Annotated in this window: 19 protein-coding genes; 11 read left to right on the forward strand and 8 right to left on the reverse strand. The window is 68.5% G+C overall.

Annotated features, from left to right (window positions below; translation table 11 throughout):
- Position 1: 1 nt before the first annotated feature.
- Both G6N37_RS20795 and G6N37_RS20800 read left to right on the forward strand, forming a co-directional pair.
- Positions 2-526 carry an SRPBCC family protein gene (locus G6N37_RS20795; RefSeq protein WP_174813860.1) on the forward strand — a complete coding sequence of 175 codons (525 nt, stop codon included), beginning with the start codon at positions 2-4 and terminating at the stop codon, positions 524-526.
- A complete protein-coding gene (locus G6N37_RS20800) occupies positions 526-1,566 on the forward strand; it encodes an LLM class flavin-dependent oxidoreductase (RefSeq protein ID WP_163683317.1) in 1,041 nt (346 codons plus the stop codon). The genes G6N37_RS20795 and G6N37_RS20800 overlap by 1 nt, the downstream gene beginning before the upstream one ends.
- Here G6N37_RS20800 and G6N37_RS20805 read toward each other — a convergent pair.
- Together G6N37_RS20805 and G6N37_RS20810 are read right to left on the reverse strand one after the other, a co-directional pair.
- Positions 1,563-2,675, reverse strand: a complete 1,113-nt coding sequence (locus tag G6N37_RS20805; RefSeq protein WP_163683318.1) for a DUF1214 domain-containing protein — start codon at positions 2,673-2,675, stop codon at positions 1,563-1,565. The genes G6N37_RS20800 and G6N37_RS20805 overlap by 4 nt on opposite strands.
- The gene (locus tag G6N37_RS20810) at positions 2,672-3,247 is read right to left on the reverse strand and encodes a TetR/AcrR family transcriptional regulator (RefSeq protein WP_163683319.1); all 576 of its coding nucleotides are present in this window, start codon (positions 3,245-3,247) and stop codon (positions 2,672-2,674) included. Before G6N37_RS20810 ends, G6N37_RS20805 begins: the two co-directional genes overlap by 4 nt.
- Positions 3,248-3,275: 28 nt before the next feature.
- On the opposite strand from G6N37_RS20810, the gene G6N37_RS20815 reads away from it, so the two are divergent.
- Both G6N37_RS20815 and G6N37_RS20820 read left to right on the forward strand, forming a co-directional pair.
- A complete protein-coding gene (locus tag G6N37_RS20815) occupies positions 3,276-4,511 on the forward strand; it encodes a sulfotransferase family protein (protein WP_163683320.1) in 1,236 nt (411 codons plus the stop codon).
- Positions 4,512-4,540: 29 nt separating this feature from the next.
- Positions 4,541-5,431, forward strand: a complete 891-nt coding sequence (locus G6N37_RS20820) for an alpha/beta fold hydrolase (protein WP_163683321.1) — start codon at positions 4,541-4,543, stop codon at positions 5,429-5,431.
- Positions 5,432-5,434: 3 nt separating this feature from the next.
- Here the strand turns inward: G6N37_RS20820 and G6N37_RS20825 are convergent, their stop codons facing one another.
- The 3 genes from G6N37_RS20825 to G6N37_RS20835 form a co-directional block, all read right to left on the reverse strand.
- The gene (locus tag G6N37_RS20825) at positions 5,435-6,478 is read right to left on the reverse strand and encodes a zinc-binding dehydrogenase (RefSeq protein WP_163683322.1); all 1,044 of its coding nucleotides are present in this window, start codon (positions 6,476-6,478) and stop codon (positions 5,435-5,437) included.
- 3 nt (positions 6,479-6,481) lie between these two features.
- The gene (locus G6N37_RS20830) at positions 6,482-6,694 is read right to left on the reverse strand and encodes a TOBE domain-containing protein (RefSeq protein WP_083173584.1); all 213 of its coding nucleotides are present in this window, start codon (positions 6,692-6,694) and stop codon (positions 6,482-6,484) included.
- Between the two features lie 99 nt (positions 6,695-6,793).
- Positions 6,794-7,405: a TetR/AcrR family transcriptional regulator gene (locus G6N37_RS20835; RefSeq protein WP_163683323.1), complete on the reverse strand. Its 612-nt coding sequence runs from the start codon at positions 7,403-7,405 to the stop codon at positions 6,794-6,796.
- 131 nt (positions 7,406-7,536) lie between these two features.
- Here G6N37_RS20835 and G6N37_RS20840 point away from each other — a divergent pair, with 131 nt between their 5' ends.
- Entirely contained in the window at positions 7,537-8,862 is a 1,326-nt protein-coding gene (locus tag G6N37_RS20840) for a cytochrome P450 (protein WP_163683324.1), read from the forward strand.
- Positions 8,863-8,877: 15 nt separating this feature from the next.
- On the opposite strand, the gene msrA is transcribed toward G6N37_RS20840, so the two are convergent.
- Positions 8,878-9,390 carry a peptide-methionine (S)-S-oxide reductase MsrA gene (msrA, locus tag G6N37_RS20845; protein WP_163683325.1) on the reverse strand — a complete coding sequence of 171 codons (513 nt, stop codon included), beginning with the start codon at positions 9,388-9,390 and terminating at the stop codon, positions 8,878-8,880.
- Positions 9,391-9,480: 90 nt separating this feature from the next.
- Between msrA and G6N37_RS20850 the strand changes: the two genes are divergently transcribed.
- The 4 genes from G6N37_RS20850 to G6N37_RS20865 all read left to right on the forward strand — a co-directional run bounded on the left by G6N37_RS20850 (position 9,481) and on the right by G6N37_RS20865 (position 12,357).
- Entirely contained in the window at positions 9,481-9,990 is a 510-nt protein-coding gene (locus G6N37_RS20850; protein WP_163683326.1) for a nuclear transport factor 2 family protein, read from the forward strand.
- A 14-nt stretch (positions 9,991-10,004) separates the two neighbouring features.
- Positions 10,005-11,024 (forward strand): NAD-dependent epimerase/dehydratase family protein, encoded by a 1,020-nt coding sequence (locus G6N37_RS20855; RefSeq protein ID WP_163683327.1) that lies wholly within the window; start codon positions 10,005-10,007, stop codon positions 11,022-11,024.
- A gap of 111 nt (positions 11,025-11,135) precedes the next feature.
- Positions 11,136-11,948 (forward strand): class I SAM-dependent methyltransferase, encoded by an 813-nt coding sequence (locus tag G6N37_RS20860; protein ID WP_163685329.1) that lies wholly within the window; start codon positions 11,136-11,138, stop codon positions 11,946-11,948.
- Positions 11,949-11,976: 28 nt separating this feature from the next.
- A complete protein-coding gene (locus G6N37_RS20865) occupies positions 11,977-12,357 on the forward strand; it encodes a DUF427 domain-containing protein (RefSeq protein WP_163683328.1) in 381 nt (126 codons plus the stop codon).
- On the opposite strand, the gene G6N37_RS20870 is transcribed toward G6N37_RS20865, so the two are convergent.
- A complete protein-coding gene (locus tag G6N37_RS20870) occupies positions 12,354-12,752 on the reverse strand; it encodes a nuclear transport factor 2 family protein (RefSeq protein ID WP_163683329.1) in 399 nt (132 codons plus the stop codon). The two genes, G6N37_RS20865 and G6N37_RS20870, sit on opposite strands and share 4 nt — an antisense overlap.
- A 49-nt stretch (positions 12,753-12,801) precedes the next feature.
- Here G6N37_RS20870 and G6N37_RS20875 point away from each other — a divergent pair, with 49 nt between their 5' ends.
- Both G6N37_RS20875 and dps read left to right on the forward strand, forming a co-directional pair.
- Positions 12,802-13,713 carry a DNA-3-methyladenine glycosylase family protein gene (locus G6N37_RS20875; RefSeq protein ID WP_163683330.1) on the forward strand — a complete coding sequence of 304 codons (912 nt, stop codon included), beginning with the start codon at positions 12,802-12,804 and terminating at the stop codon, positions 13,711-13,713.
- A 94-nt stretch (positions 13,714-13,807) separates the two neighbouring features.
- Positions 13,808-14,353 carry a DNA starvation/stationary phase protection protein Dps gene (gene dps / locus G6N37_RS20880; protein ID WP_163683331.1) on the forward strand — a complete coding sequence of 182 codons (546 nt, stop codon included), beginning with the start codon at positions 13,808-13,810 and terminating at the stop codon, positions 14,351-14,353.
- On the opposite strand, the gene G6N37_RS20885 is transcribed toward dps, so the two are convergent.
- Positions 14,350-15,765 (reverse strand): chloride channel protein, encoded by a 1,416-nt coding sequence (locus tag G6N37_RS20885; RefSeq protein ID WP_163685331.1) that lies wholly within the window; start codon positions 15,763-15,765, stop codon positions 14,350-14,352. The two genes, dps and G6N37_RS20885, sit on opposite strands and share 4 nt — an antisense overlap.
- Positions 15,766-15,825: the final 60 nt, after the last annotated feature.

The following is a 15,825-nucleotide window of genomic DNA, read 5'->3' on the forward strand; positions in this document are numbered from 1 at the left end:
AATGGGCGGCGTGGAATGGACCGGCGCACGCTACGCGGACAAACCGACGGTGGAGGCATCGACGTGGGTCGACGCCGATCCGGCCCGGGTGTGGAGCCTGGTTTCCGACATCAAGCTGATGCCGACGCTGAGCAATGAGCTGCAAGCCGTGGAGTGGGCCGAGGGTGCTGACGCCCCGCGCGTAGGGGCCCGCTTCATCGGACACAACGAACACGAGGCGTTCGGGCGGTGGAGCACCACCTCCCAGATCGTCGCGTGCGACGAGCCGCGCGAATTCGCCTGGGCCGTCGGCCAACCCGAAGAGCCGGCGGCGATGTGGCGGTTCCGGCTGACGCCCCGCGACGGCGGCACCGCGCTGAGCTACTGGATGCAGATGGGGCCGGGACGTTCGGGGCTGTCCGTGGCCATCGAATCGATGCCCGACAAAGAGCAGAAGATCGTTTTCGTGCGGATGCGCGAGTTCGAGGCCGCGATCGGCAAGACGCTCGCGGCGATCAAGAGGCTGGCCGAGCACGGGGTGCGTTGATGCGCACCGCGACGACCGTCGAGTTGTCGAGCGCCGGTCGGGAAACCGCGGCCTTCGTCGTCGAGGCGGAGAAGCTGGGCCTGGACGTGTGCTGGGTGGCCGAGGCTTGGGGTTCCGACGCGCCGTCGGCGCTGGGCTACCTCGCGGCGCGCACCGAGCGGATCCTGCTGGGTTCGGGCATCCTGCAGGTCGGCGTTCGCTCGCCGGTCATGGTCGCCCAGACCGCTATCACCCTGTCCAACCTCTCGGGCGGGCGTTTCCTGCTCGGGCTGGGCGCGTCGGGACCGCAGGTGATCGAGGGTTTGCACGGCGTCTCGTTCAGCCGGCCGCTGGTGCGTATCGCCGAAACCGTCGACATCGTGCGACAGGTGCTCGCCGGTGGGAAAATCTCGTACTCCGGCAAGCATTTTCACATTCCGCTCCCCGGCGGCGAAGGCGTGCCGATGCGGCTGTCGGCCCGGCCCGAGCATCCCATCCCGATCTACCTGGCCGCGCTCTCACCGGCGATGCTGCGGCTGACGGGGCGGACCGCCGACGGCTGGCTCGGTACCAGCTTCGTCCCGGAGGGTGCCGGCGATGCGTACTTCTCGCACCTCGACGAGGGCCTGGCCGCCGCCGGCCGCACGCGCGCCGCCATCGACATCTGCCAGGGTGCCGAAGTCGCCTTCGCCGCCGACGAGGAGGAACTGCGCGGGATGGTCGCCGGCCGCAAGAGGGAGCTGGCCTTCAGCCTCGGCGGGATGGGGTCGTCGAGCACCAACTTCTACAACCAGGCCTACAGCCGGCAAGGCTGGGCCGACATCGCCGCCGAGGTGCGCGAGCGCTGGCAGCGGGGGGACCGCGACGGCGCGGCCGCGCTGGTCACCGACGAGATGGTCTTGGCCACCACGCTGATCGGCACCGAGGACATGGTGCGCGCCCGGCTAGCGGTGTGGCGAGACGCCGGCGTGAACACCGTGCGCCTGTATCCGGCCGGCGATTCGCTGGAGGCGAAGCTGGGCACGCTCGGCCGGGCCATCGAGTTGGTCGCCGAGGTCTAGGACACGTCCGTCGGCGCGAGCGCGACCTTCACCAGCTGCACCGCCGGCCGCTCCGGCACCCCCTCGGCCAGGAACCACCGGAAGGCGAGGTTCCCGCACGGATACCCCAGGGTGGTCAGCGAATTCGGGTGGCCGGTCGTGCCGCGGGACAACACGATCGTCACCGAGCCGTCGCTGTTGAGCGCGGCGCTGTGGCCGTTGATCGAGCAGCGGACGTCGGGGCCCTCGGCGGCGCCGAAGGTGGCCATGAATTGATTCCACACCACCAGGTTCCAGAACCGGCATGCGGGAGGCCGGTGCGTGATGACCAACGCTTCGTCGTCGTCGAGCACGAAGCTGCCGTAGGAGTAGCAGGCGTCGCGCGCCGACCAGCCGAAGTTGGCGTCGGGGACCTGATAGGGGTCGGCGAATTCATTTGCGGCGTGCGCGGTTTCGTGTCCGAGTGCATGATCGTCGTCGACCCGGGTGCCGACCGCCAGCGGCACGATCGCGAACATGGTGCGCAACCAGGTCGTGGCGGCGCGCAGGCGCGCGGCGGTCTCGGCGTCGCCGTGCCGGATCGGGTCCGGCTCGTCGAGCGCCTCGATCCGCCAGGTGACGGGGCGGCCCGTGAGCGGGTCGGCCTGGTAGTCGCGGGTCATGAGCACGGCGGCATCGGGCGTGGGGCCGAGTTCGAAGGCGAAGTTGCCGTCGGCGTCAATGTCGAGGTCGCTGTCGCGGACGATCGCGACGACCCGGTCGGACCACGCGCCCGGCGACGGTTCGTTGTAGGCGGTCACCGAAAAGTACACGCTGTCACCCCTATTGCCACTGATGCGGTAGCGGCGCTTCGGGTCGACCGGGCACATGAAGTAGTAGGCGTCGGTGTTGTCGCCACCCCAGCGGCGGTCGCGGCGCAACGGCGTGTTCACCTCGACGAGCTGGGGGCGGCCGGGCTCGGTGAAGAGGTAGGCGTCGAACGCCACGCCCAGCGTGCTGGCGAGCATGCGGTAACCGTCGGCGATGTGCCGGTCGTCGGCGACCGCCCGGTCGCCCTCCAGAAAGGATCGGTCCAGGGTGCCCAGGGTGCCGAGCAACTCCTGCCAGGCGGCGGTCGATTCGTGCGTCATGCGCTGATTCCCTTCAGGAGCAACGTGGTGGTGCGGTCGACCCACGCGTCGTCGAGCTCGCTGACGCGGGTGAGCAAGCCCATCAGCGTGATGCCGGCGATGGCCTCGGTTAATTCGGCGGCGGTCACGTCGGGCCGGACCTCGCCGCGACCCGCGGCCCGCGCAAGCAACTGGGCGAGACCGCCGCCGATGACGCCGGCGAAGCGCTCCAACAGCGCCGAATGCAGGGTCGGGTCCGCGGCCATCTCGCCCACGAGCCCCGGCAAGGCCGCCCGGGCGGCCGGTGTCGTCAGGAAAGCCATTGAGCGACGGACCATTTCACGCAGGTCCTCGGGCAAGGACCCGGTGTCGGGCAGCTGGGTCGCGGCGCCGATGGGAAACACCGCCTCGTGCACGAGGTGCGCCTTGCTCGGCCAGCGCCGGTAGATCGCGGGCTTGCTGGTGCCGGCGCGGTCGGCGATCGCGGAAACCAACAGCCCGGCGTAGCCGGTCTCGGCGAGCAGTTCGACGGTCGCGCTCAGCACGGCGGCGTCGATGCGTGGGTCACGGGGTCGGCCAAAATCCACTACCATTACGAAACCGAGGGTAACATAAGTCGCCGTGACCGACGCCGTTCGCCTTGATGACCTCGCCCGGCCCCGATTCAGCGCCGAGGCCCAGCAGATCCTGGACATGATGGCCACGCTGGCACCGGACTGCCCGCTGGACTCCGACGCGCTGCACGAGCGCGCCACCGCGGACACCGGGCTCGACGACTTCGGCCCGTCGGACTATCGGGAGCGGCTCGACGTCTACCTCGCCGCGCTGCGCGACATCGACGGCCTGCACGGGGCCGGGGTCGTGAACTTCTACGGCCAGTTGCTGCAGCTGCTCAAGAACCGGCTCCTGCTGACCGACCTGCTGCGGCGGCATCCCGAGATCGACGACGTCGAGCTGCAACCGCCGGTGGTGATCGCCGGCCTGCCCCGCACCGGCACCACCCATCTGCACAACATGCTGGCGGCTCCGGCCACCTTCCGCACCATGCCCTACTGGGAGAGCGTCGAACCGTTTCCCCTGCCGGCCGAGGCCGGCGTCGAACCGGACCCGCGGCGGGCGCGAATGGACGTCGCGGTCGGGGTGATTAACACCGTGATGCCCTATTTCCCGCTCATGCACGAGATGACCACCGAGCACGTCCACGAGGAGATCCAACTTCTCGCCAACGACTTCTCGACCATGCTGTTCGAGACGCTGGCCGACGTGCCGCGCTGGCGTGAGTACTACCAGGCGCACGACCAGACGCCGCACTACGAGTACCTCGCCCGCCAACTCAAGGCCATGCAGTTCTTGCGTGGCGGCCGGCGCTGGTTGCTCAAGTCGCCCCAGCATCTCGAGCAGGTGCCGGTGCTGAGGCGCGTATTTCCCGGCAGCATCGTCGTTTTCACGCACCGCGACCCGGTGCCGGTGGTGCTGTCGATGATCGCGATGATCACCTACTCCGCGCGCATGCACCGGTCGCCCGTGCCCGTGCAGGAGATCGCGGCGTCGTGGATCGACCGCTTGGACGACATGCTTTCCGCCCTCGTGCGCGACCGGGACACCATCGGCCCGGAGCACTCGATCGACATCCGATTCGACGACTTCATGGCCACCGAACTCGGTGTGGCCGAGCGGGTGTATGCCCTGGCCGGCGAGCCGCTCACCGGCGAGGCCCGAACGGCGATCGAGGACTACCTGTCCGGCCACCAGCGAGGGCGGCTGGGCAACGTCTCGACATCCTGCGAGATGTTCGGGCTGGACGAGGCCGATCTGCGCGGCCGCTTCGCACCGTATGTCGAGCGGTTCCTGGCCTAACCCGCGGCAGGCCGCTACGTTCTGAATCTATGGTCGCTATGCCCACGCTGGACGGTGTCGAACACAGGTATGTGGACCTGGGCGGCGGTGTGACGATCCATGTGGCGGACGCGGGTCCGGCCGACGGGCCGGCGGTGATGCTGGTGCACGGCTTTCCCCAGAACTGGTGGGAATGGCACAACCTGATCGGGCCGCTGGCGGCCGACGGCTACCGCGTGCTGTGCCCGGACCTGCGCGGCGCGGGCTGGAGTTCGGCGCCCCGCTCGCGTTACACCAAGACCGAGCTGGGCGACGACTTGGCGGCCGTCCTGGATCGATTGAATGTCCAGACGGTCAAGCTCGTCGCGCACGACTGGGGCGGGCCGGCCGCGTTCATCATGATGCTGCGCCACCCGGAAAAGGTGACCGGCTTCTTCGGAGTGAACACCGTGGCGCCCTGGGTGAAGCGCGACCTGCGGGCGGTGCGCAACATCTGGCGGTTGTGGTACCAGATCCCGATCTCGTTGCCGGTCATCGGCCCACGAATGATCGGCGACCTCAACTCGCGGGCGAGCCGTCTGCTCGGCTCATGGGTCGGTGGTGGCTTCGCGCTGCCCGAGGAGGACCTCCGCCTCTACACCGAGTGCATGCGTCAGCCCGGCCACGCGGAGGCGGGTTCGCGGTGGTATCGCAGCTTCCAGTCCGGGGAGATGATGCGCTGGATGCGCGGCGAGTACGACGACGCGCGCGTCGAGGTGCCGGTCCGCTGGCTGACGGGCACCGAAGACCCGGTGATCACGCCCGACCTCACCGACGGATATGCCGAGCACATCAGCGATTTCAAAGTGGAGCTGGTCGACGGCGTCGGGCATTGGATCGTCGACCAGCGCCCGGATCTGGTGCTGGACCGGCTGCGGGCCTTCCTGCGCGGCGAAACATAGCCCTCATGGCTTGACGAGGATGCGGATGGGGTTGCCCTGCTGGCGTTCGAGCATCTCGATGCCGTGCGACAGGTCTTCCAGGGCGACGATCTCACTGATCGACCGCGAAAGGTCAAGGCGCCCAGCCGAAACCAACTTCGCCAGCGTTTCGATGTCGACGTTCTGATAGCCCAGGTGGCCGAGCACTTGCTTGCGGGTCAAACCGAACAGGGAGGTCGGCCCCACGGTCGGCGCCTCGGCGCTCATTCCGACGCCGACCAGCCGGCCTCCCGGGGTGAGGCAATCGAGCCCCTGCTCGAACGTCGCCTTCAGGCCGACGGCGTCGAACGCCACGTCCAGCAGGCGGCCGCCGGTGGCCTCGGCGATCTTGTCCCTGAGCCCGTCGTCGCGGGAGTCGAACGCGTAGTCGGCCCCGACGGCCAGGGCGCGCTCCAAGACGGCGGGGTTGACGTCGACCGCGACGATCGGTACGGCGCCGACCAACCGCGCGAGCTGGACGATGTGGGTGCCGAGGCCGCCGACGCCCCACACGCCGACCGACTCGCCGACCGCCACCTTCCCCGTCCGGACGACGGCGCCGAACGGGGTGGACACCGCGTCGGCCAGGATCGCGGCCTGTTCCAGCGGCACGTTGTCGGGCACGCGGGTCAGCCCGGCCGCCTGGGCCAGGGTGTATTCGGCCCACGCCCCGTCGTAGGCGAAGGCCATCAACTGGATGCGCAGGCAGTTCACCACGTCGCCGCGCCGGCAGTTCGGGCAGCGCTGGCAGGGCCGGCCGGCCGCAACCACGACGCGGTCGCCCTCGGCCCAGCCGGTCACCTCCGGCCCCAGTTTGGCGATGGTGCCCGATGCTTCGTGGCCCTGGGTCACCACGGGCTGCTGCGCCGGGAAGGTCCCGTTGATCAGGCTCAGGTCGGAGTGGCAGATGCCGCAGAAGGCGACCTTGACCAGGACCTCACCGGGGCCGGGCTCGGGTATTGGAACATCCTCGAGCGCAATTCTTTTGGTGTCTGCGTAGAAGCGCTCGGCGCGCATCGTCGTCGCCATGGGCTAGTCGACGCCGATGGTGACTTCCGTGGACTTGATGAACACGGTTGCGGGCTGGCCGACTTGGAGTCCGAGATCGGTGGCGGCGTCCTTGGTCACGGAGGAGGTGATGACCTGGTCGCCACCGTCGAGCTTGACCTTCACGACCGCCATCACGCTGCCGAGATCGACCTCGGTGATGGTCCCTTTGAGCTGATTTCGGGTCGAGAGCCGCATCGTGAGGTCCTCCGTCTGGTTGGGGGTCGGTCTGCGATTGAACCTAGCCCGGCGACGATGCGGGCCGAAAGGCCGGCTGAGGAGGCGGGCGATTTGAACCTAGTGCCGCGGGCCGAGCAGGGCTATGGAGGCGTCGACAGCCGGCTCGACGATTCCGCGCACCGGTTGGCCGTCTTCGACGGCAAGCGCGGTCAGTTCGCGCAAGCCCCCCAGCAGGATGACCGCCAGCGGGGCGGTCAGCGGCGGCAGCTCGGCCCGCTGGAAGCCGGGGCTGGCGCTGAGGTCGATCAGCAGGCTGGACAGCAGCTGCAGGCCTCGGCGCTGCACCGGGCGCGCGGCGGCTCCGAGCGAGGGAAGTTCCCGGATCCAGCTCAGCGTGAGGGCCGGCCGGGACTCGATGTAACCGACGTACGCCTCGACGGCCTGACGAATCTGCTGGTGCCAGTCGGCCTCCGGGTCGACCGCCGCCACGATGCACTCGCCCAGCTTTTCGATGTCGGCCCCCAGCAGCTCCAGGAAGCACTCTTCCTTGCTCGCGAACTGGTCGTAGAAGGTGCGCTTGGACGTGCGGGCGTTACGAACGACGTCGGCGACGGTGCTGGCGCGGTAGCCGCGCTCTGCGATCGAGGTGGCGAGGCCCTCGAGCAACCTGAGCCGAAACGGGTCGCCAAGTACCGCTTCGTCTGCCGTTGCTGTCGCCGCTGATGGCACGGCCGGCGCCCCTTTCGATAAGTGCGGCACCCTTGTCAGGCTGTGGTACCTCAGAGTACCGTATCTCCAAAGGTTCTGGTACACGGCAGTACCACCCCGGTGCCCGGGGCGAATGTGGGGAGCAGTCCGCCATGAGTGAAGTCGTCACCGCCCCACCGGCAACCGCGGCCGTCAGGTTGCCCCCCGCAGCCCGGCTGCCGAAGTTGTTGCAGGGGTTGGGTTTCGCGGTCTCGCGACGGGGCATGATTCAGCGGCTGGCCCGCCGGCACGGCGACGTCTTCACGCTGAACCTCCCGATCTACGGCCCGGTCGTGGTGGTCGCCGACCCGCAACTGGCCAAGCAGATCTTCACCACCAGCCCGGACGAGCTCGGCAACATCCAGCCGAACCTGAGCCGGCTGTTCGGTTCCGGGTCCGTGTTCGCACTCGACGGGGAGGACCATCGCCGCCGGCGGCGCCTGCTGGCGCCGCCGTTCCACGGCAAGAGCATGAAGAAGTACGAGGAGATCATCGAAGAAGAGGCACTGCGGGAAACAGCGGGCTGGCCGGAGGGTGAGGCCTTCGCGACGCTGCCGTCGATGATGCGCATCACGCTGAATGCCATCCTGCGCGCCGTATTCGGGGCCGAAGGCGCCGAACTCGACGAGCTGCGCCGGCTCATCCCGCCGTGGGTCACGCTGGGCTCACGGATGGCGACGATGCCCAAACCGCAACGCAGTTACGGGCGCTTTACCCCGTGGGGGCGCCTGGACGAATGGCGCCGCCAATACGACACCGTCATCGACAGGCTGATCGAAGCCGAGCGGGCCGATCCGAACTTCGACCAACGCAGCGACGTGCTCGCACTGATGCTGCGCAGCACCTACGACGACGGTTCGGTCATGTCGCGCAAGGACATCGGCGACGAATTGCTCACCCTGCTGGCCGCCGGGCACGAAACGACGGCCTCCACGCTGGCCTGGGCGTTCGAGCGGCTGACGCGGCACCCGGACGTGCTGGCGGCGCTGGTCGAGGAGGCGGACAACGGCGGCCAAGAGCTGCGCCAGGCGACCATCCTGGAGGTGCAGCGGGCCCGGACGGTCATCGACTTCGCCGCCCGGCGCGTCTATCCGCCGCGGTATCAGCTCGGGGAATGGGTCATTCCCCGTGGCCAATCCCTGCTGGTGAGCATCGCGCAAATTCACGAAAACCCCGACGTTTTCGCCAATCCGGAGCGATTTGATCCGCAACGGTATGTCGGGACCAAGCCGTCGGCCTTCGCGTGGATCCCGTTCGGTGGCGGCACCCGTCGCTGCGTGGGGGCCGCCTTCGCCAACATGGAGATGGACGTCGTGCTGCGAACGGTGTTGCGGCACTTCACCATCGAGACCACGACGGCGCCCGGCGAGCGGTGGCATGGCCGCGGGGTCGCCTACACGCCGAAGGACGGCGGACGGGTCGTGGTGCGCCGGCGCTGAGCGGAAGCTCCCCGTCTACTGGCCCGCGGTGGCCCGGCGCGGCAGTTTCCAGCCCGGCCGGATGTAGTGGCAGGTGTACCCGTTCGGGTAGTGCTGCAGGTAATCCTGGTGCTCGGGCTCGGCCTCCCAGAAATCCCCGGCGGGGCTGACCTCGGTCACGACCTTGCCGGGCCACAGCCCGGAGGCTTCGACGTCGGCGATGGTGTCCAGCGCGATCCGCTTCTGCTCCTCGTCGAGGTAGAAGATGGCCGACCGGTAACTGGGTCCGCGGTCGTTGCCCTGGCGGTCTTTCGTTGTCGGATCATGGATCTGGAAGAAGAACTCCAGCATGGTGCGATAGTCGGTGACCGCCGGGTCGAAGACGATCTCGATCGCCTCGGCGTGCGTGCCGTGATTGCGGTAGGTGGCGTTCGGGACGTCGCCACCGGTGTAACCGACCCGCGTCGAAACCACGCCCGGCTGCTTGCGGATGAGTTCTTGCATCCCCCAGAAACAGCCGCCGGCCAGGATCGCTTTTTGGGTTGCCATTGCTCGTCCTCCTCATGGGCCACGATGCCGCCCAGGCTACACTCCGCCGATGAGCCGCAACGTCGCGACGATCTCGGGAAATGCCGCCACATGACGACGCAGGAATTCACTCGCAGCGAACTGTCCGCCGCCTTTCAGAAGTTCGAGGAGACGGTGGCCCGGGCCGCCGAAACCCGCGACTGGGACGCCTGGGTCGAGCAGTACACACCCGACGTCGAGTACGTCGAGCACGCGGCGGGCACGATGCGGGGCCGCGACGAGGTCCGCGAATGGATCAAGCGCACGATGACGACCTACCCCGGCAGCCACATGGTGGCCTTCCCGTCGCTGTGGTCGGTCATCGACGAGGCACGCGGACGGATCATCTGCGAACTGGACAACCCCATGCGCGACCCTGGGGACGGCAGCGTCATCAGCGCCACGAACATCTCGATCGTCACCTACGCGGGGGACGGTCTGTGGTGCCGACAGGAAGACATCTATAACCCGCTGCGTTTCCTGCGCGCCGGCATGAAGTGGTGCCGCAAGGCCCAGGCGCTCGGCACGCTCGACGAAGACGCCGCGCGGTGGATGCAGGAGAACGGCGGCGGGCAACCGTGAGAGAAGGGAAACCCTTGGGCACCAAACCCAAACTCGTCATCGGCGCCAACGGCTTTCTGGGTTCGCACGTCACCCGCCAGCTGGTGGCCGATGGTTTCGAAGTGCGCGCCATGGTGCGCCCGAACGCCAACACCCGCTCGATCGACGACCTCGAGCTGACCCGGTTCCACGGCGACGTCTTCGACGACGCCACCCTGCGCGAGGCGATGGACGGTGTCGACGACGTCTATTACTGCGTCGTCGACACCCGCGCCTGGTTACGCGACCCGGCGCCGCTGTTCCGCACCAACGTCGAAGGGCTGCGCAACGTTCTCGATGTCGCCGTCAACCAACCCGACCTGCGCAGGTTCATCTTCACCAGCACCTACGCGACGGTGGGCCGGCGGCATGGGCACGTGGCAACCGAAGACGACGTGATCAGCCCGCGGGGGCTGACCCCCTATGTCCAGTCCAGGGTCCAGGCCGAGGACCTGGTGATGCGGTACGTGGCCGACGCCGGGCTGCCCGCGATCGCGATGTGCGTCTCGACGACCTATGGCAGCGGTGACTGGGGCGGCACGCCGCACGGTGCCTTCATCGCCGGCGCGGTCTTCGGCAAGCTGCCCTTCCTGATGAACGGCATTCAGCTGGAAGTCGTCGGCGTCGACGACGCCGCGCGGGCCATGATCCTGGCCGCCGAGCGTGGGCGCACCGGTGAGCGGTACCTGGTGTCGGAGCGGATGATCGCGCTGAACGACGTCGTGCGCATCGCCGCCGACGAGGCCGGAGTTCCGCCGCCGCAACGCTCGATCTCGGTGCCGATGCTCTATGCCCTGGCCGCGGTGGGCACCTTGAAGGCCCGGCTCACCGGCAAGGACTCCGAACTCAGCCTGGCGTCGGTGCGCATGATGCGCGCCGAGGCCGACGTCGACAGCAGCAAGGCGAAGCGCGAATTGGGTTGGCAGCCGCGCCCGGTCGAGGAATCGATCCGCGAGGCCGCCCGATTCTGGACGGAGCTCAAAGGCGCCAAGGGTAGGAGCACGACGCCGGGCTGAACGCCGCGCCGCCGGGCGTTCAACTCGACCGGTGCGGTTGCCTCGCGACTAGCCTCGGCCGGCGTGACTACCGAAAAGGTAAGCGTCGACCTCAGCGGGGCGCCCCAGACCATGCTGGCGACGTTGTACGCCAAGGCGTTGGACGCCGACTTCCCGAAACCGATTCTGGGCGACCGGTACGCCAAGGAGGTCGTCGAGCGCATCGACTACGACTGGAAGAAAACGACCATCACCGCGCGGCGGGCGCCGTCAGTGACGACTCGGTCGGCGCACTTCGACCGGTGGACGCGCAAATTCCTTGCTGCGCACCCGCGCTCGGTCGTGCTGCACCTGGGCTGCGGACTGGACAGCCGGTTTTTCCGTTTGCAGCCAGGCCCGGACGTGGAGTGGTACGACGTGGACTACCCCGAGGTCGCAGCGTTGCGCGCCCAGCTTTACCCGAGCCGCGATCACTATCGCATCGTGGCCGCTTCGGTCACCGACCCGGCATGGCTGGCGGAAGTCCCCGCCGACCGTCCCGCACTGATGATCGGGGAGGGGCTGACCATGTATCTCACCGAGCAGGACGGCACCGCGCTGCTGCGCCGGGTGGTCGAGCGGTTCGGTTCGGGTGAGCTCCAGTTTGACGCGTTCAATTGGCTCGGAATCAAGTCACAATGGCTCAACACCGTGGTGCGACGGTCAGGTTCCACGCTGCACTGGGTAATCAACGGGCCCGAAGACATCATCGGAGCCGTGCCAACGGTGCGGCTGCTGGCCTGGGAACGATGGTTTGAGTCGGACACCTTCCCACAGTTGCCCCGCTCAGCCCGAGTCATGGGCAAGGTCATGTCGTTGGTTCCGGCCGTGGCCAATATGGCGCAATATCACCGCTACGCGTTCGGGCGCCCTGATCGGGAAGGGTCGGGCCCCGGCTCGTGTTGAACCGGCTATCGGCGACTAGGAGGAGACCATGAGCCACCCCGAAATCAAAGAACCCAGCGCTGGCCACCCGATCAGCATCGAGCCGACGAAGGGGCGGGTCCAGGTCCGCGTCAACGGCGAGCTGGTTGCCGACACGACGGCCGCTCTCGAATTGCGCGAGGCCACTTTGCCTGCGGTGCAATACATTCCGATGAGCGACGTGCTGCAGGACCGGCTGACCCGCACCGACACCAGCACGTATTGCCCCTTCAAGGGTGAAGCCAGCTATTACAGCGTGACCAGCTCGGCCGGGGACACCGTCGAGGACGTGATCTGGACCTACGAGCAGCCTTATCCGGCGGTCGCGGCGATCGCCGGGCATGTCGCGTTCTACCCGAACAAGGCCGACATCAGCGTTTCGACGGCCTAGAAAGTCCACCCGGGCAGCGCGGCCTCGTGGGCCCGGGTGTCGCTGTACAGGCGCATCGAGACGATCAGCCCGTCGCGGGTGTCGAAGATGCAGACGAACGGGCTGTCGTACTCGACGCCGCCGGTGGTGGTGCCGGTGGCCTGCGCCTCCACCACCACCGTTTCCCCCTCGTTGACGCAGCGCACCAGATCGACGGTCAGCTCCAGTTCCCGCTTGCGCCGCTCGACCACCCGGCGGAAGGTCTCCTTGTCGCAGGAGGCGCGCGTGACGAGTGACCAGTAGGTGAAGTCGTCGCTGAGCAGCGAGAAGCCCTCGTCGAGGTCGCCGCCGTCGCTCGTACTCTGCAGGAACATCCAGGCCAGTTCGCCCTGCGGGTCATCGAACGGCGTCATCACACCGCAATATTGACTTGGCACATCGTTAACGGTCAATGAGAGTCGGTCGGTGGAAATCGCGCGCACGGTCACGTTCCCCGGGGCGGTCAGCTTCGGGCACACGTTGGCGCCGCTTCGCCGCGGTTTCGGGGATCCCTGTTTTCACGCGTCCGGCGACGGTGCGATCTGGCGGACCAGCCTGTTGCCCACCGGGCCGGTCACCGCCCGGATCAGTCGCTCGACGGCCAACGCCGCCCACTGCGTGGCATGGGGCGGCGGGGCGCCCGAGTTCGTCGAACGGCTGCCCGCGCTGCTGGGCTCCGAGGACGACGCTTCGGATTTCGTTCCCCGGGATCCCATCGTCGCCGATGCGCACCGTCGCGTCCCGCACTTGCGGCTGGGCCGCAGCGGGCTGGTGCTGGAGGCTCTGATCCCGGCGATCATCGAGCAGCGGGTGCCCGGTGCCGACGCGTTCCGGTCGTGGCGCCTGCTGGTGTCCAAGTACGGCTCACCGGCCCCGGGACCGGCGCCGGCGCGGATGCGGGTGCCGCCGCCGGCCGAAGTGTGGCGATACATACCGTCATGGGAATTCCATCGCGCCAACGTCGACCCGAGGCGCGCGCAGACCCTGGTGGCGTGCGCGCGGCGGGCCGCCTCGCTGGAACGGCTGGCAGCCCGTCCGGCCGCGCAGGCCCGCGAGGCGCTGACGTCGCTGCCGGGGGTGGGGGAATGGACCGCCGCCGAAACCGCGCAACGGGCGTTCGGGGACGCCGACGCGCTGTCGGTGGGCGACTACCACGTCCCGAAGATGATCGGCTGGACGCTGGTGGGCCGCCCGGTCGACGACGCGGGCATGCTCGAGCTGCTGGAGCCGATGCGTCCGCACCGGCACCGGGTGGTCCGGCTGCTCGAGGCCAGCGGACTGGCCTACGAGCCGCGGCGGGGCGCCCGGCTACCCGTGCAGCACATCAGCGAGCTCTAAACGTGGTCATGGCCTCGCTGGGGCGGCGTTTTCGGCAACGGCCATCGGGTAACCCACTGCGGAGACGTGACCGTGCGCGAAACGGAGGAAATCGATGACACAGTTCACCATCCCGGGGCTCACCGACAAACAGGGAGCGCGGCTGACCGAACTGCTGCAGAAGCAACTGAGCACCTACAACGATCTTCACCTGACGCTCAAGCACGTTCACTGGAATGTGGTGGGGCCCAACTTCATCGGTGTGCACGAGATGATCGACCCGCAGGTGGAGGCCGTCCGCGGTTTCGCCGACGACGTCGCCGAGCGCATCGCCGCCCTCGGCGGGTCACCCCAGGGCACCCCGGGAGCGATCGTCAAAGACCGCACCTGGGACGACTATTCGGTCGGCCGCGACACCGTCCAGGCCCACCTGGCTGCGCTGGACCTGGTCTACACCGGCGTCATCGAGGACATCCGCAAGTACATCGAGGAGACCGAGGAGCTCGACCCGGTCACCCAGGATCTGTTGATCGACCAGGCCGGGAACCTGGAGAAGTTCCAGTGGTTCGTCCGCGCTCACCTGGAGAGCGCCGGCGGCAAGCTGACCCACGAGGGGTCCGCCACCGAGCAGGACGCCGCCCGCAGCGCGCGCGACTCCTAGCGGCGGCCCTCCGCGCGGCGTTCGCGCTCGGCGGCGGCGGTCTCGCGGTTGAGCCGCTGAGACTCGTAGATCGTGACGTTGGTGCGCGACATGAGCAACGCCGCGATGCCGACCGAAAGAATGGCTCCGGGCACGACGGAGAACGAGCCGGTCATCTCGGCGACCATGATCATGATCGCCAGCGGCGCCCGCGCGACGCTGCCGAAGCAGGTCATCATGCCGACGACGACGAAGATCCCTGGTTCATGCGGCACCCCGGGCAGGCCGGAGAGCTCGCCCAACCGCCAGACCGCGGCCCCGACGAAGGCTCCGATCACGATGCCCGGCCCGAAGAGTCCGCCGGATCCGCCGGTGCCGATCGACAGTGACGTGGCGACGATCTTGGCGATCGGCAGCACGACCACGATCCACAACGGGATGGTCAGCAGCGAGCCGCGGTCGGCCGCCAGCTGGGCCCAGCCGTAGCCGCTGCTGAGGATCTGGGGGACCACCAGCCCCAGCGACCCGACGAGCAGCCCGCCGATCGCCGGTTTGAGCACGGGGCCGCCCGGCAGCCGGCGGGTGAGCCGCACCGCGGCGTGGAACGTGCGCGCATACAGGTACCCGACCGCGAAAGCGACCAGGCCGATGACCACGAACCACAGCAGCGGCCACGCCCTCTCGAAGCGGTACTCGGCGTCGATGTAGCCGAACAGCGGATCGAAACCCAGGAACGCGCCGAGCACCGCGTAGGCCGTGCCGGAGGTGATGAATCCGGGCAGCAAGCAGCGATAGTCGAAATCGTCGCGGTACGTGATCGACGCGGCCAGGACCGCCCCGCCGAGCGGCGCGGCGAAGATGGCCCCGATCCCGGCGCCGATGCCCAGGGCGACGGCGATCCGGCCGTCCTCGTCGGACAGGTGGAGCCGCCGAGCGAGCAACGAGCAGAAGCCCGCCGAAATCTGCGCCGTCGGGCCCTCCCGCCCGGCCGAACCACCCGACCCGATCGTCAAGGCGCTGGCCACCATCTTCACCAGCACGACCCGGAACCGGATGGCGCGCGGATCATCGTGCACGGCCTCGATGGCCTGGTCGGTGCCGTGGCCGGTCGCCTCGGGCGCGAGCTTCGCGACGATGAAGGCCGACAGCAAGGCGCCTCCCGTCGTCACCAACGGGATCGCCCAGGCGCGGCGAAAACCGGTGTCGCCGTGGCCGCCACCCTCGCCGACGGGCGTCGGGATGTGGTAGCCGCCGAGATAGCCGAGCAGGAATTCGCCGGTGTACTTCAGGGCCAGATAGAAGACGACGGCTCCCAGGCCGGCGACGAAGCCGATCATGACGCCCAGCAGCAACCACTTCTGCAGGTAGCCGGACCTCCTGATCGAAGCCCCGAATCGTCCGCCGGCGCCCGGGGTCGAGGCCGCCGGGGCCACCGCGGGCCGGGGTTCGTCATCCGTTTGTTCGGTCACGGTGCGGGCCGGGCTCTCGGTCGC

Origin of the sequence: Mycobacterium seoulense, assembly GCF_010731595.1 — a bacterium.
Classification (GTDB): Bacteria; Actinomycetota; Actinomycetes; order Mycobacteriales; family Mycobacteriaceae; genus Mycobacterium; species Mycobacterium seoulense.

What these genes read in the sequence shown, in the direction of transcription:
- G6N37_RS20795 (WP_174813860.1), top strand. Translation starts at nt 2, where the DNA reads ATGGGCGGCGTGGAATGGACCGGCGCACGCTACGCGGACAAACCGACG.
- G6N37_RS20805 (WP_163683318.1), bottom strand. Translation starts at nt 2,675, where the DNA reads ATGACGCACGAATCGACCGCCGCCTGGCAGGAGTTGCTCGGCACCCTG.
- G6N37_RS20860 (WP_163685329.1), top strand. Translation starts at nt 11,136, where the DNA reads ATGCTGGCGACGTTGTACGCCAAGGCGTTGGACGCCGACTTCCCGAAA.
- G6N37_RS20830 (WP_083173584.1), bottom strand. Translation starts at nt 6,694, where the DNA reads ATGCGGCTCTCGACCCGAAATCAGCTCAAAGGGACCATCACCGAGGTC.
- G6N37_RS20810 (WP_163683319.1), bottom strand. Translation starts at nt 3,247, where the DNA reads ATGGTAGTGGATTTTGGCCGACCCCGTGACCCACGCATCGACGCCGCC.
- G6N37_RS20800 (WP_163683317.1), top strand. Translation starts at nt 526, where the DNA reads ATGCGCACCGCGACGACCGTCGAGTTGTCGAGCGCCGGTCGGGAAACC.
- G6N37_RS20820 (WP_163683321.1), top strand. Translation starts at nt 4,541, where the DNA reads ATGGTCGCTATGCCCACGCTGGACGGTGTCGAACACAGGTATGTGGAC.
- G6N37_RS20850 (WP_163683326.1), top strand. Translation starts at nt 9,481, where the DNA reads ATGACGACGCAGGAATTCACTCGCAGCGAACTGTCCGCCGCCTTTCAG.
- G6N37_RS20865 (WP_163683328.1), top strand. Translation starts at nt 11,977, where the DNA reads ATGAGCCACCCCGAAATCAAAGAACCCAGCGCTGGCCACCCGATCAGC.
- G6N37_RS20840 (WP_163683324.1), top strand. Translation starts at nt 7,537, where the DNA reads ATGAGTGAAGTCGTCACCGCCCCACCGGCAACCGCGGCCGTCAGGTTG.
- G6N37_RS20825 (WP_163683322.1), bottom strand. Translation starts at nt 6,478, where the DNA reads ATGGCGACGACGATGCGCGCCGAGCGCTTCTACGCAGACACCAAAAGA.
- msrA (WP_163683325.1), bottom strand. Translation starts at nt 9,390, where the DNA reads ATGGCAACCCAAAAAGCGATCCTGGCCGGCGGCTGTTTCTGGGGGATG.
- dps (WP_163683331.1), top strand. Translation starts at nt 13,808, where the DNA reads ATGACACAGTTCACCATCCCGGGGCTCACCGACAAACAGGGAGCGCGG.